Source organism: Pseudomonas sp. Irchel s3h14, assembly GCF_900187425.1.
In the GTDB taxonomy this organism is placed as follows: Bacteria; Pseudomonadota; Gammaproteobacteria; order Pseudomonadales; family Pseudomonadaceae; genus Aquipseudomonas.
In genome coordinates this window covers 52,463-65,615 of record NZ_FYDJ01000009.1, presented here as the reverse complement: position 1 = coordinate 65,615, position 13,153 = coordinate 52,463, and the positions used below count along the sequence as shown (strand labels likewise).

Genomic DNA, 13,153 nt, shown 5'->3' with positions numbered 1-13,153 from the left:
TCGTAACGCCGGTTTTGTATTTTCTCCATCCATTTGATTCAAAACACTTTTCAATCTCCCCAACATTCCGCCCGCATCCTGTGGCACACTTTCTGCTGTTTATTCCGTTGTTACATACTATCTTCCGGTATAGCGGAATAAACATCACCCTGGAGTGCTTGCCATGCATCGCCGACCTTCCTTGTTTAAAGCGTGTGTTTTTGTTCTCGCGGCTTCGGCTGCTGCCATGGGTGTGGCCCAGGCGGCGGACAGCAAGCTCGATAGCGTGCTGGCCCGCGGGAAACTGATTGTGGGCACCGGCAGTACCAATGCGCCGTGGCACTTCCAGGGAGCGGACGGCAAGTTGCAGGGTTTTGATATCGATATCGCGCGGATGGTGGCGAAAGGGTTGTTCAACGATCCGAGCAAAGTCGAGTTCGTGGTGCAGTCGTCAGATGCGCGGATTCCCAACCTGCTGACCGATAAAGTCGACATGAGTTGCCAGTTCATTACCGTCACCGCCAGTCGTGCGCAGCAAGTGGCGTTCACGTTGCCGTACTATCGCGAAGGTGTCGGCCTGCTGTTGCCGGCCAACAGCAAGTACAAGGAAATCGAAGACCTCAAAGCCGCCGGTGACGGAGTGACCGTGGCAGTGCTGCAGAACGTTTACGCCGAAGAACTGGTGCATCAGGCATTGCCCAAGGCCAAAGTCGATCAGTACGACAGCGTGGACCTGATGTATCAGGCGGTGAACTCCGGTCGCGCCGACGCCGCTGCCACCGATCAGTCGTCGGTGAAATACCTGATGGTGCAGAACCAGGGTCGCTATCGCAGCCCGGCTTATGCCTGGAGCCCGCAGACCTACGCCTGCGCGGTCAAACGCGGCGATCAGGACTGGTTGAACTTCGTCAACACCGTTTTGCATGAAGGCATGACAGGCGTGGAGTTCCCGACCTACGCAGCGTCGTTCAAGCAATGGTTCGGTGTCGATCTGCCGTCGCCAGCCATTGGTTTCCCCGTCGAATTCAAATGATCCCGTGAGAGCGGGGCGGTTCCGATCGCCCCGTTCAAGGTGCTGCTGACCATGAACTATCAGTTGAATTTTGCCGCCGTGTGGCGCGATTTCGACACCCTGCTGGCGGGGCTCGGTCTGGGTCTTGAGCTGGCGCTGGTGTCGATCGCCATCGGTTGCGTGATCGGCCTGATGATGGCGTTTGCTTTGCTGTCAAAGCACCGCGGGTTGCGGGTGCTGGCGTCGGTGTATGTGACGGTGATCCGCAATACGCCGATTCTGGTGTTGATTCTGTTGATCTACTTCGCCTTGCCGAGTCTGGGGATTCGTCTGGACAAGATCCCGTCATTCATCATCACGCTGTCGCTGTATGCCGGGGCCTATCTGACCGAAGTGTTTCGCGGTGGGCTGTTGAGCATTCCCAAAGGCCAGCGGGAAGCCGGGTTGGCAATCGGTCTGGGCGAGTGGCAGGTCAAGGCGTACGTCACCGTGCCGGTGATGCTGCGTAATGTGCTGCCGGCCTTGTCGAACAACTTCATTTCGCTGTTCAAGGACACCTCGCTGGCCGCGGCGATTGCCGTGCCAGAGCTGACCTATTACGCGCGCAAGATCAATGTCGAGAGCTACCGGGTGATTGAAACCTGGCTGGTGACCACAGCGCTCTATGTGGCGGCCTGTTACCTCATTGCCATGATGCTGCGTTACCTCGAGCAGCGTCTGGCAATTCGCCGATAGGAGGCCCACATGTACGAATCCCCCAGTTGGTTACATGAGTTATGGGTGGCACGGGAAGTCCTGTGGCAAGGCTTTATGACCAGTGTGCAGGTCTCGGCGCTGGCAATTCTGCTGGGCACGATGCTCGGCGTTGTTGCCGGTCTGGTGCTGACCTACGGCAAGTTCTGGATGCGCGCGCCATTTCGGTTTTACGTCGACATCATTCGCGGCACGCCGGTGTTTGTATTGGTGCTCGCCTGCTTCTATATGGCGCCGGCGCTGGGTTGGCAGATCAGTGCCTTTCAGGCCGGTGCGTTGGGGCTGACGCTGTTTTGCGGCTCCCACGTCGCCGAGATCGTGCGCGGCGCATTGCAAGCGCTGCCCAGTGGTCAGATGGAAGCGAGCAAGGCCATCGGCCTGACGTTTTATCAAGCACTCGGTTACGTGCTGTTGCCTCAGGCGCTGCGGCAGATCTTGCCGACCTGGGTCAACTCGTCCACCGAGATCGTCAAGGCCTCCACGCTGCTGTCGGTGATCGGTGTGGCTGAATTGTTGCTCAGCACGCAGCAGATCATCGCCCGGACCTTCATGACCCTCGAGTTTTACCTGTTCGCCGGATTTCTGTTTTTCGTCATCAACTACGCCATCGAATTACTCGGCCGGCACATTGAAAAGCGGGTGGCCTTGCCATGACTCAACCTTCGCTCTCTAACGTAAAAGATGCTCAAAACGGTCAGGCCTTGCTGGACATCCGCGGCCTGCACAAACAATACGGCCAGCTCGAAGTGCTCAAGGGCGTAGACCTGACCATGCAGCGCGGCAACGTCGTGACGCTGATCGGTTCCAGCGGCTCGGGCAAGACCACGCTGCTGCGCTGCGTGAACATGCTCGAAGAATTCCAGGGCGGGCAGATCATGCTCGATGGCGAGTCCATCGGTTATGACGAGGTTAACGGCAAGCGCGTGCGTCACCCGGAAAAAGTCATCGCCCGGCATCGGGCCATGACCGGCATGGCGTTCCAGCAGTTCAACCTGTTTCCGCACCTCACGGCGTTGCAGAACGTCACCCTCGGTTTGCTCAAGGTCAAAAAGCTGCACAAGGATGAAGCGGTGGCCCTGGCGGAAAAATGGCTGGAGCGGGTCGGCTTGCTGGAGCGGCGCGATCACTTCCCCGGTCAATTGTCCGGCGGTCAGCAGCAGCGTGTGGCAATTGCCCGGGCGATTGCGATGAACCCGAGCCTGATGCTGTTCGACGAAGTCACTTCGGCCCTCGATCCGGAACTGGTGGGCGAAGTGCTGAGTGTGATCAAAGGCCTGGCCGAGGACGGCATGACCATGCTGCTGGTGACCCACGAAATGCGCTTCGCTTTCGAGGTCTCGGACAAGATCGTCTTCATGAATCAGGGGCGGATCGAAGAGCAGGGGCCACCCAAGGAACTCTTCGAACGCCCGCAATCGCCACGACTGACGGAATTTCTCAAGAACACGCGCTTCTGATTTTTTACAGAAGCATTTTCACTTTTCAATCAGGAGAATTATTCATGAGCATTACTCGTTACGGCACCGGCAGCACCGCCGGTGGCGGCCAACCCCGTCCTTTCGCCCGCGCCGTTGAAGCCGATGGCTGGCTACACGTATCCGGGCAAGTACCGGCGCTGGATGGCGAAATCATTGTGGGTGGCATCGTCGAACAGACTCACCAGACCATGAAGAATTTGATCGCGATTCTCGAAGAGGCCGGTTATGGCCTCGAAGATGTAGTGCGCACCGGTGTGTGGCTGGAAGACCCGCGGGATTTCTGGAGCTTCAACAAGGTGTTTTCCGAATACTTCAAAAGCGAACACGCACCGGCCCGGGCCTGTGTGCAGGCGAACATGATGGTCGATTGCAAGGTCGAGATCGACTGCATCGCGTACAAGAAAAAGGCCTGACCCTAATGATCGTTCCCACGCTCCGCGTGGGAATGCAGCCCGGGACGCTCCGCGTCCCAAAGCGGACGCAGAGCGTCCATTGAGGCATTCCCACGCAGAGCGTGGGAACGATCATTAGCGGTAAACTCCCTGGCGAATTTGTATGGGAACCAATGAAATGACCGAAGACACCATCAAGCGCCGGGCTCGCGGTCTGGACCGGGCGTTCGATATCCTCGATTTCCTCAAGGAAGTCGGCAAGCCCCTGCGCCCGAACGAAATCGCCAGCGGCATCGGCAGCCCGAAATCCACGGTCTACGAATTGGTTGCCTCCCTGCTGGAACGACGGATTCTGGAGGCGGTGGGCAAGGACGGTCACGTCTACCTCGGCCGTCAGTTGTACTTCCTGGGGCAAGCGCATTTACGCCATTTCGACCTGACCCGCGAGGCCGATCACGCGTTGCAGGAGATCGTCAGCCAGACCCGCGAAACCGCGCAGATGTGCCTGCTCAACGGACGAAAATACACCGTGGCCTTGATGAAAGAGGGCGAGCGGCATTTCCGCATTTCCTCGGACATCGGCGAGAACGCGCCGATTCCCTGGACCGCTTCCGGGCGCCTGCTGCTGGCGCACTTGAGCGACCAGGAAATCGTCGATCTGATTGATCACGACGACTTCATCCTGCCCAACGGCGAACGCCTGCCACTGGCGCAGTTTCTCGGTGAAATCCGTCAGGCCGCTATCGATGGCTTCTTCTCTTTCGATAGCGTTGCCGACACCTTTACCCATTGCTTCGCCGCCCCGGTGAAAGACCCGAACGGCGTGGCTATTGCGACCCTGTGCATCGTCGCCCCACGGGCCGATGCCAAAAACAATTACAACGACTATCGCCGGGTGCTGATTGACAGCGCCAACAGCCTGGCCCGTCGCATCAACGAATAACAGCGGCTGCCTGCGGCCGCGAATGTGAGGAGTTCGACCATGTTTTCCGCCAAAAATACTGCCACCGTGGAAAAGGGCTTTGCCCACACAGGCGCCAATCTTGTGCGCGACGTTAGCTTGCCTGCGCTGGTGCTGCACCGCGAAGCGCTGGAACACAACATTCGCTGGATGCAGGCGTTTGTCAGCAACAGCGGTGCCGAACTCGCCCCCCACGGCAAAACCAGCATGACCCCGGCGCTGTTTCGCCGCCAACTGGACGCCGGTGCCTGGGGCATCACCCTGGCCAGCGCCACGCAAACCCGCGCGGCTTACGCCCATGGCGTGCATCGGGTGCTGATGGCCAACCAATTGGTCGGTACGCCGAATATGGCGTTGATCGCCGATCTGCTGACGGACCCGACTTTCGACTTCCATTGCATGGTCGATCACCCGGACAACGTCGCCGACCTCGGCGCGTATTTCGCCTCGCGCGGTGTGCGCTTGAACGTGATGATCGAGTACGGCGTGGTCGGCGGTCGCTGCGGTTGCCGCACGGAAGACGAAGTGGTCGCGCTGGCCAAAGCCATTGCCGCACAACCGGCCCTGGCGCTGACCGGGATCGAAGGTTACGAAGGGGTGATTCACGGCGATCACGCGGTGAGCGGCATCCGTGCGTTCGCTGATTCTTTGGTGCGCCTGGCCGTGCAATTGCAGGACAGCGGCGCGTTCGCCATTCCCAAGCCGATCATCACGGCGTCGGGTTCGGCATGGTATGACCTGATCGCTGAATCCTTCGAAGCGCAGAACGCCGGCGGGCGTTTCCTCAGCGTGCTGCGTCCCGGCAGCTACGTGGCTCACGACCATGGCATCTATAAAGAAGCGCAATGCTGCGTGCTCGACCGCCGCAGTGATCTGCACGAAGGCCTGCGCCCGGCGCTGGAAGTCTGGGCTCACGTGCAGTCGTTGCCGGAACCGGGTTTTGCGGTGATCGCCCTGGGTAAACGCGACGTGGCCTACGACGCCGGGTTGCCGGTGCCGCTGTTGCGTTACAAGGCGGGCGTGGTGCCGGCGACGGGCGACGACGTCAGCGCCTGCAAGGTGACGGCAGTGATGGACCAGCATGCGTTCATGACCGTGGCGCCGGGGGTTGAATTGCGGGTGGGGGACATTATTTCCTTTGGTACTTCGCACCCGTGCCTGACGTTCGACAAGTGGCGTATCGGGTGTCTGGTGGATGAGCAGCTGAATGTCATCGAAACCATGGAAACCTGTTTCTAAGGTTTAGACCGAGGCGCGGCCATCGCGAGCAGGCTCACTCCCACAGGGAAACGCATTCCATTGTGGGAGCGACGGTGCGACGATTCGACCTGCTCGCGAAGGCGGCCGCCCAGACAACATCGCAGCATCTGAGACCCCACACAATGAACACCATCAGCACCCTCGGCCCCAACACCCCGCGCATCGCCCTGATCGGCGAATGCATGATCGAGTTGCAGCAACGCGCCGACGGCAGCCTGCAACAGAGTTTCGGTGGCGATACCTTGAACACGGCGGTCTACCTGTCCCGGGAGTTGGGCGAGGGCGGCACGGTGGATTACGTCACCGCCCTGGGCGACGACAGTTTCAGCGATGCCATGTGCCAGAGCTGGGCCGACGAAAACATCGGGCTCGGTAGGGTCCAGCGCTTGCCCGGCCGATTGCCTGGCTTGTATTGCATCCAGACTGACGCTGCCGGCGAACGGCGTTTTCTCTACTGGCGCAATGAGGCGGCCGTCCGCGATTGTTTCACCACCCCGGCCGCCGCGCCGATCCTGGCGGCGCTGCCGGATTACGATGTGCTGTATTTCAGTGGCATCACCCTGGCGGTACTCGGCGCGCAAGGTCGGGAGAAATTGCTGGAAACCCTGATCGAGGCACGGCAGCGGGATGCGCGGATCGTGTTCGACAACAACTACCGGCCACGTTTGTGGGCGTCGGTCGAGGACGCACGGGCGGCCTATCGCAGCGTTCTGCCCTACGTCGACCTGGCATTGCTGACTGTCGATGACGAACAGGCGCTGTTTAGTTATTCCGATTGCGAGGCGGTGTTTGCCGCTTACGAGCAGATTGGCACGCCTGAAGTGGTACTCAAGCGGGGCGCCGAGGCGTGTCTGATTCGTTGTGATGGAGAGTCGTTCGAGGTGCCGGCGCAGGTGGTCGAGCGGGTGGTGGACACCACGGCGGCGGGGGATTCATTTAGCGCGGCGTATTTGGCCAGTCGCCTGAAAGGAGGTAGCCCGGTTGAGGCTGCCGAAGCGGGGCATCAATTGGCGAGTCAGGTGATTCAAGTGCCGGGGGCATTGATCCCCCGAACCTGAAATACGATCCATTAATCCCGGTAAAACACCTGCACCAGGTGATAGCCAAACTTGCTCTTGATCGGTCCGTGCACCACGCGCAACGGTTTTTTGAAGATCACGGCATCGATGACCCCGACCATCTGCCCGGGCCGCACTTCACCCAAGTCGCCGCCGCGCTTGCCGGACGGGCAGGTGGAATACTTCTTGGCCAGCACATCGAAGGCTTCGCCCTTGGCGATGCGTTGTTTGAGCTGTTCGGCTTCTTCCGAGGTTTTCACCAGGATATGGCGGGCTTGAGCTTTCATGGGCAGTACCTTGCAACGGTGGTGGCTATGTTGGTGCCAGCGGGGGCGCGCGATTATGCCTTAACTCAGTCCGGTTGACCGATCATCGCGCGAATCTTGTTGGCCAACAGGTCAATGGAAAAGGGCTTGGCCACCATGTCCATGCCTTCCTCCAGGAAGCCCTGGCGCTCGGCGGCTTTTTCCGCATAACCGGTCATGAACAGCACTTTGAGCTCGGGACGGTGCTGGCGCGCGATCTCCGCCAGTTGCCGACCGTTCATCCCCGGCAGCCCGACATCGGTGACCAGCAAATCGACCCGCAGGTCGGATTCCAGCAGGGGCAGGGCGGTCTTCGCGTCTTCGGCTTCATGGGCGTGGTAACCCAGCTCGTTGAGCAGGTCGAGCACCAGCATGCGCACCGCCGGGTCGTCCTCCACCAACACCACGGTTTCACCGGCAATCGCGGCCGGCGCCTCGCTGGTGACCGGCTTCAGGATGTTTTCGGGCTCTGCGGCGTGCAGCCGCGGCAGGTACAGACGAACGCTGGTGCCCTGGCCCGGCAAGCTGAACAGGCTGACATGCCCACCCGACTGCTGGGCAAATCCATAGATCATCGACAGCCCAAGACCGGTGCCCTGGCCGATGGGTTTGGTGGTGAAGAACGGGTCGAAGGCCTTGGCCAGCACCGACGGTGTCATGCCGCTACCGTTGTCGCTGACGGCAATCATCAGATAATCCCCGGCCTTGACCGGTTCCAGGGTGTTGATGTCGCTGCTGTCGAGATAAACGTTGGCCGTTTCGATCCGCAACTCGCCGCCATCGGGCATGGCGTCCCGGGCGTTGATCACCAGATTGAGCAGGGCATTTTCCAGCTGGCTGACGTCGGTGCTGACCGGCCAGACGTCATCGGCCAGTTGCAGTTTGAGCTCGATGTGGTCGCCCTTGGTCCGGCTGAGCAGATCTTCCAGGGAATGGATCAGATCATTGGCGTTCAGCGGCTTGCGGTCCAGTGACTGACGCCGGGAAAACGCCAGCAGGCGATGTGTCAGGGCGGCGGCGCGGTTGGCCGAGGACACTGCCGCCTCGGTGAAACGGCCCACCTCGGCGGCGCGCCCGTCGGCGATGTAGCGCTGCATCAAGTCGAGGCTGCCGATGATCCCGGTGAGCATATTGTTGAAGTCATGGGCGATGCCGCCGGTGAGTTGGCCGAGCGCTTCCATCTTCTGCGCATGCCGCAACGCCTCTTCGGCGCGCTCGCGTTCGAACATCTCGTTCTGCAGTCGCTGGTTGGCTTCAGCCAATTGCTGGGTGCGGGCGGCGACTCGTTCCTCAAGCGTTTCGTTGAGATTGCGCAGGGCTTCTTCGGTCTGTTTGCGCTCGGTTTCGTCAATCACAAAGATATAGAAACCATTCACCGCACCATCCGCGCCGTGGCGCGGCAAGTAGTTCATCAGGGCATGGCGGATGCTGCCGTCACGGTGCGGGGTGCGGATGCTGAAACTACAAGGCTTGCCGGACAGCGCCTGGGCGATGTATTCGGCGCGCAAGGCATAGGCTTCTTCACCCAGTACTTCACGGATGGTTTTGCCAAAGAGCTCCTGAGGCGTCAGCCCGTACCAGTCGAGGTAGGCCGCATTGTTCAGGCGAAAGCGTTCCTCGCTGTCCACGTAGCTGATCAGGATCGGCATGGCGTTGATGATCAGTTGCAGCTCGGTCTGACTTTGCCGCAAGGCCTGCTCGGTGTGCTTGCGTTCGGTCAGGTCCAGGGCGGCGCCGAGGAAGCGGATCGGCCGACCATGGTGGTCCTTGTAGCAACGACCCCGGGCGAACACCCAGCGCAGCTGACCGTCGGCTTGCAACAGGCGATATTCCTCGGCGTACTCGGTGCCGTGGGTGATGGAGTACTTGATGCTGCGGGCGACCATGGCGCGGTCTTCCGGGTGCACCCCCTGAAGGTAGGCGCTGATGGGCAACTGATTGGCGAGCAGCGGGTCGACACCGTGTAACTGGGCGAAGTGGGTGTCGGCAATGAAGCGGTCTTCGCTGATGTCCCAGTCCCAGGTGCCGACGGCGTCGGTGGCCGCGAGGGCCAGTTGCAGGCGCTCCTCGGTTTCGTGCTGGGCCTTGAGGCTGGCAGCCGAACGCTGCTCGAGTTCGAGGGCGATGCGTCGGCGTTCGTTGGTTTCGATGGCGGTAACCAGAATCCCGGCGACCTGGGCGCTTTCATCGCGGATGGGGCTGTAGGTCAGGTCCAGCCAGAAGTCGGAATCATGGCCATCACGCTGTAAGGTGAAGCGCTGTTCGCTGTAGGTCCGCACCTGCCCTTGTAGGACGGCGCTGTAAATGGGGTCGGTAAAGTCTTTTAACTCAGGCCAGATCAGGTGTGTCGGCTGTCCGAATGCGTGTGGATGCTTGCTGCCGGCCAGCAGGGCGAAGCCGTCGTTGTAGATCTGCGTGAGTTGCGGGCCCCACAGCAACAGCATGGGCATCGGCGAATGAATCACGATATCCACGGCGGTTCGCAAGCTCTGCGGCCAGGTACTGGCAGCGCCCAGCGGGCTGCGTCTCCAGTCCAGTCGGGCAATCAAGGCCTGGGCATCGCTGCCGGTCGGTGATGCGTTCATCAAGATGTCCTGCATTTAAGTCGGTGTAGCGGTGTCAACTATCCTTGTACCGCAGTAGACGCTGTATGACCCTTTTTGGGTCATTTTTATTCATTGAATGCTTCGCGGGTGCTTTTTGCCATGGAAATCGATGCACTGTTAAGGCTCCTGGCCAGCCAGAATGGCTCCGATCTTTATCTGTCTACCGGTGCGCCACCCAGCGCACGGTTCGAGGGTGTGCTCAGACCCTTGGCCGATCAGCCGTTCAAGCCGGGAGAAGTCGCGGCCATTGCCGCGTCCATCATGGACGCCGAACAGCGTCTGGAGTTCGATCGGGACCTGGAGATGAACCTGGCGATCTCTTTGACCGGTGTCGGGCGCTTTCGGGTCAATATCTTTAAACAACGCAACGATGTGTCAATCGTGGCGCGCAACATCAAGCTCGACATTCCGCGTTTCGAAGACCTCAAGCTGCCGCCGGTGCTCCTCGAAACGGTGATGCTCAAACAAGGACTTATGCTGTTCGTCGGCGCTACCGACTCGGGCAAGTCAACCTCGCTGGCGGCATTGATCGACTACCGCAATCGCCACAGCAGTGGCCACATCATCACCATCGAAGACCCGGTCGAGTACATCCATCGGCACAAGAAGTCGATCATCAATCAGCGCGAGGTCGGCGTCGATACCCGCAGTTTTCATGCCGCATTGAAAAATACCCTGCGCCAGGCACCGGACGTCGTGCTGATCGGCGAAATTCGTGATCGCGAGACGATGGAGCATGCGCTGGCGTTTGCCGATACCGGTCATCTGGTTATCTCCACCCTGCATGCCCATAACGCCCATCAGGCGCTGGACCGTATCATCAACTTCTTTCCCGAGGAGCGCCGCACGCAGTTGCTTCATGATCTGGGCAACAACCTGAAAGCGTTTGTGTCCCAGCGCCTGGTGCATACCCGCAACGGTCAGCGACGGGCGGCGGTGGAGGTGATGCTGGGTACGCCGACCATTGGCGATTTGATCCGGCGCAATGAGTTTTCAGAGCTCAAGGGAATCATGGAGAAGTCTGTGGAGCTGGGGATGCAGACGTTTGACGGTGCGCTATTCGAGTTGGTCGCAGAAGGGGCTATCGATGAGGAGGAAGCGTTGAAGCATGCGGATTCGGTGAACAATTTGCGTCTGCGGCTGAAGCTGCACGCCGAAGCATCACCAGGCCCCCATGCACCTCCGGGTGAATGGGGATTAATGGACTGACATAAATCCAATGTGGGAGCGGGCTTGCTCGCGAAGGCGGTGTGTCAGTCGACATTTATATTGACTGACCCGACGCCTTCGCGAGCAAGCCCGCTCCCACACTCGATCTCTGTCAATCAAGGAGTTCCGAGCGGTCGCGGAATTGTTCCAGCGCCTCGGGATTGGCCAAGGCATCGGTGTTCTTCACCTTCTGGCCGTGCACCACATTCCTCACGGCCAACTCGACAACCTTGCCACTGATCGTCCGTGGAATGTCCGTCACCGCGACAATCTTCGCCGGCACATGCCGCGGTGTGGTGTTGGCGCGAATGACCTGGCGAATCTGTTGTTGCAGCGCTTCGTCCAGTTCGACGCCGTCGCGCAACCGCACGAACAGCACCACCCGCACGTCATCCTGCCACTGCTGACCGATGGCCACGCTGTCTAGCACTTGCGGGACTTTCTCCACCTGACGGTAGATTTCCGCGGTGCCGATGCGCACGCCACCGGGGTTGAGCACGGCGTCGGAGCGTCCGTGGATCATCATCCCGCCATGGGGCAATTGTTCAGCGTAATCGCCTTGGGCCCAGACGCCGGGGAACTGACTGAAATACGAGGCACGAAGCTTTTCCTGCTGAGGATCATTCCAGAACCCGATGGGGATTGCCGGGAAGTGCCGGGTGCACACCAGCTCACCTTTTTCGCCGATCACCGGCTGGCCGTTGTCGTTCCAGACTTCCACCGCCATGCCCAGGCTTTTGCCTTGTATCTCGCCACGGCGTACCGGCTGCAGCGGATTGCTGTTCACAAAACATGAAACGATGTCGGTGCCGCCGGACATCGAGGCCAGGCACAGGTCAGGCTTGAGGTCGCGGTAGACATAGTCGTAACTCTGCGGCGATAACGCGGAACCGGTGCAAAGCAGGGTTTTGAGGCTGCTCAGGTCATGGCTTTCGCGAGGTTTGATGCCGTTGCTTTCCAGGGTCGCGAGGTACTTGGGGCTGGTGCCGAAGACACTGATGCATTCGTCGTCGATCAGGTCGATCAGGCGCTCGGGGGCGGGATGAAACGGCGAGCCGTCGTACAGCACCACCGTGCTGTCCACGGCCAGCGCCGAGACCAGCCAGTTCCACATCATCCAGCCGCAGGTGGTGTAGTAGAACAACCGGTCGCCGGGACCGAGATCGCAATGCAGGCCATGTTCCTTGACGTGTTGCAGCAACACACCGCCAGTGCTGTGAATGATGCATTTCGGCACGCCGGTGGTGCCGCTGGAATAGAGGATGTACAGCGGATGGGCGAAGGGCACCGGGACGAAATCCGGCTCGCCGCCCACGTCATAGAAATCATCCCAGAGCGTTACGTTGGCCCGGGTATGGAAGTGTTCGATGTGCGCTTGCGGCCGGGCGTAAGGCACGATAATCAACTGCTGCAAGGACGGCAGGCGTTCAAGGATTTCATTGACCTTGGCGGTCTGGTCGATGTCCTTGCCGGCATAGCGGTAACCGGCGCAGGTGATCAGCACTTTGGGCTCGATCTGGCCGAAACGGTCGATTACGCCCTGGGTGCCGAAGTCCGGCGAAGAGCAGGACCAGATCGCCCCGAGGCTGGTGGTGGCGAGCATGGCCACCAGGGTTTGCCAAGTATTCGGCATGCACGCCGCGACGCGGTCACCGAGGCCGACACCGGCGGCTTTCAAGCTGTTCTGAAACCCGGCGACATGCTCGGCCAGCTCTGCCCAGGTCAGGTGTTCACGCTGGCCGTTCTCGCCGATGGCAATGACCGCCACGGCATCGTCGCGACGGCGCATCAAGTGTTCGGCGAAGTTCAGGGTAGCGCCGGGAAACCATTGGGCGCTGGGCATTTGCGCGCCCTCAACCAGTACAGCGTCCGGTTGGTCGTGGAAACGGATGTCGAAGAAATCGACGATGGCCTGCCAGAACGCTTCACGCTGGTCGATGGACCATTGATGCAGGGCAGGGTAGTCGTCGACGTGGAGGTTGTGTCGCTGATTGATGAAGCGCCGGAAGGCCTCCATGCGGGTCTTGCCGATGCGCTTGGCGCTGGGTTGCCAGAGGATGTCGGACATGGCTTGCCTCTTCTTGTTGTTCTCTCATTCAGATCGTTCCCACGCTCCGCGTGGGAATACCTCAATGGACGC

General features: G+C 60.1%; 12 protein-coding genes. 9 read left to right on the top strand and 3 right to left on the bottom strand.

All coding sequences use genetic code 11. From position 1 onward, the window contains the following. Window positions 1-163: 163 nt before the first annotated feature. From CKW16_RS18445 to CKW16_RS18410, 8 genes are all read left to right on the top strand, one after another. Window positions 164-1,012 carry a transporter substrate-binding domain-containing protein gene (locus tag CKW16_RS18445; RefSeq protein ID WP_095129604.1) on the top strand — a complete coding sequence of 283 codons (849 nt, stop codon included), beginning with the start codon at window positions 164-166 and terminating at the stop codon, window positions 1,010-1,012. 51 nt (window positions 1,013-1,063) lie between these two features. Next, window positions 1,064-1,726, top strand: coding sequence for an amino acid ABC transporter permease (locus CKW16_RS18440; RefSeq protein ID WP_095129603.1), 663 nt, complete (start codon window positions 1,064-1,066; stop codon window positions 1,724-1,726). 9 nt (window positions 1,727-1,735) lie between these two features. Continuing rightward, on the top strand, window positions 1,736-2,398 hold the full coding sequence (locus CKW16_RS18435; RefSeq protein ID WP_095129602.1) for an amino acid ABC transporter permease: 663 nt from the start codon (window positions 1,736-1,738) through the stop codon (window positions 2,396-2,398). Beyond that, window positions 2,395-3,201, top strand: coding sequence for an amino acid ABC transporter ATP-binding protein (locus CKW16_RS18430; protein ID WP_095129601.1), 807 nt, complete (start codon window positions 2,395-2,397; stop codon window positions 3,199-3,201). Before CKW16_RS18435 ends, CKW16_RS18430 begins: the two co-directional genes overlap by 4 nt. A 44-nt stretch (window positions 3,202-3,245) precedes the next feature. Continuing rightward, on the top strand, window positions 3,246-3,635 hold the full coding sequence (locus CKW16_RS18425; RefSeq protein WP_007898265.1) for a RidA family protein: 390 nt from the start codon (window positions 3,246-3,248) through the stop codon (window positions 3,633-3,635). A 157-nt stretch (window positions 3,636-3,792) separates the two neighbouring features. Then, window positions 3,793-4,557: an IclR family transcriptional regulator gene (locus CKW16_RS18420; protein WP_095129762.1), complete on the top strand. Its 765-nt coding sequence runs from the start codon at window positions 3,793-3,795 to the stop codon at window positions 4,555-4,557. 39 nt (window positions 4,558-4,596) lie between these two features. Further along, entirely contained in the window at window positions 4,597-5,814 is a 1,218-nt protein-coding gene (locus CKW16_RS18415; protein WP_095129600.1) for an amino acid deaminase, read from the top strand. 143 nt (window positions 5,815-5,957) lie between these two features. Further along, on the top strand, window positions 5,958-6,893 hold the full coding sequence (locus CKW16_RS18410) for a sugar kinase (protein WP_095129599.1): 936 nt from the start codon (window positions 5,958-5,960) through the stop codon (window positions 6,891-6,893). Window positions 6,894-6,904: 11 nt separating this feature from the next. Here the strand turns inward: CKW16_RS18410 and CKW16_RS18405 are convergent, their stop codons facing one another. Further along, the gene (locus CKW16_RS18405) at window positions 6,905-7,180 is read right to left on the bottom strand and encodes a peptidylprolyl isomerase (protein WP_007898282.1); all 276 of its coding nucleotides are present in this window, start codon (window positions 7,178-7,180) and stop codon (window positions 6,905-6,907) included. Between the two features lie 65 nt (window positions 7,181-7,245). Next, window positions 7,246-9,783 (bottom strand): PAS domain S-box protein, encoded by a 2,538-nt coding sequence (locus CKW16_RS18400; RefSeq protein ID WP_095129760.1) that lies wholly within the window; start codon window positions 9,781-9,783, stop codon window positions 7,246-7,248. Between the two features lie 120 nt (window positions 9,784-9,903). Between CKW16_RS18400 and CKW16_RS18395 the strand changes: the two genes are divergently transcribed. Beyond that, on the top strand, window positions 9,904-11,013 hold the full coding sequence (locus tag CKW16_RS18395) for a PilT/PilU family type 4a pilus ATPase (protein WP_095129598.1): 1,110 nt from the start codon (window positions 9,904-9,906) through the stop codon (window positions 11,011-11,013). Window positions 11,014-11,125: 112 nt separating this feature from the next. Here the strand turns inward: CKW16_RS18395 and CKW16_RS18390 are convergent, their stop codons facing one another. Further along, complete coding sequence (locus tag CKW16_RS18390; RefSeq protein WP_095129597.1) at window positions 11,126-13,081, bottom strand: acetoacetate--CoA ligase; 1,956 nt, start codon at window positions 13,079-13,081, stop codon at window positions 11,126-11,128. Between the last annotated feature and the right edge of the window lie 72 nt (window positions 13,082-13,153).

Bases quoted from the DNA above. Each gene is read 5' to 3' on its own strand.
- CKW16_RS18445 (WP_095129604.1), top strand. From the start codon at position 164: ATGCATCGCCGACCTTCCTTGTTTAAAGCGTGTGTTTTTGTTCTCGCG.
- CKW16_RS18440 (WP_095129603.1), top strand. From the start codon at position 1,064: ATGAACTATCAGTTGAATTTTGCCGCCGTGTGGCGCGATTTCGACACC.
- CKW16_RS18435 (WP_095129602.1), top strand. From the start codon at position 1,736: ATGTACGAATCCCCCAGTTGGTTACATGAGTTATGGGTGGCACGGGAA.
- CKW16_RS18430 (WP_095129601.1), top strand. From the start codon at position 2,395: ATGACTCAACCTTCGCTCTCTAACGTAAAAGATGCTCAAAACGGTCAG.
- CKW16_RS18425 (WP_007898265.1), top strand. From the start codon at position 3,246: ATGAGCATTACTCGTTACGGCACCGGCAGCACCGCCGGTGGCGGCCAA.
- CKW16_RS18420 (WP_095129762.1), top strand. From the start codon at position 3,793: ATGACCGAAGACACCATCAAGCGCCGGGCTCGCGGTCTGGACCGGGCG.
- CKW16_RS18415 (WP_095129600.1), top strand. From the start codon at position 4,597: ATGTTTTCCGCCAAAAATACTGCCACCGTGGAAAAGGGCTTTGCCCAC.
- CKW16_RS18410 (WP_095129599.1), top strand. From the start codon at position 5,958: ATGAACACCATCAGCACCCTCGGCCCCAACACCCCGCGCATCGCCCTG.
- CKW16_RS18405 (WP_007898282.1), bottom strand. From the start codon at position 7,180: ATGAAAGCTCAAGCCCGCCATATCCTGGTGAAAACCTCGGAAGAAGCC.
- CKW16_RS18400 (WP_095129760.1), bottom strand. From the start codon at position 9,783: ATGAACGCATCACCGACCGGCAGCGATGCCCAGGCCTTGATTGCCCGA.
- CKW16_RS18395 (WP_095129598.1), top strand. From the start codon at position 9,904: ATGGAAATCGATGCACTGTTAAGGCTCCTGGCCAGCCAGAATGGCTCC.
- CKW16_RS18390 (WP_095129597.1), bottom strand. From the start codon at position 13,081: ATGTCCGACATCCTCTGGCAACCCAGCGCCAAGCGCATCGGCAAGACC.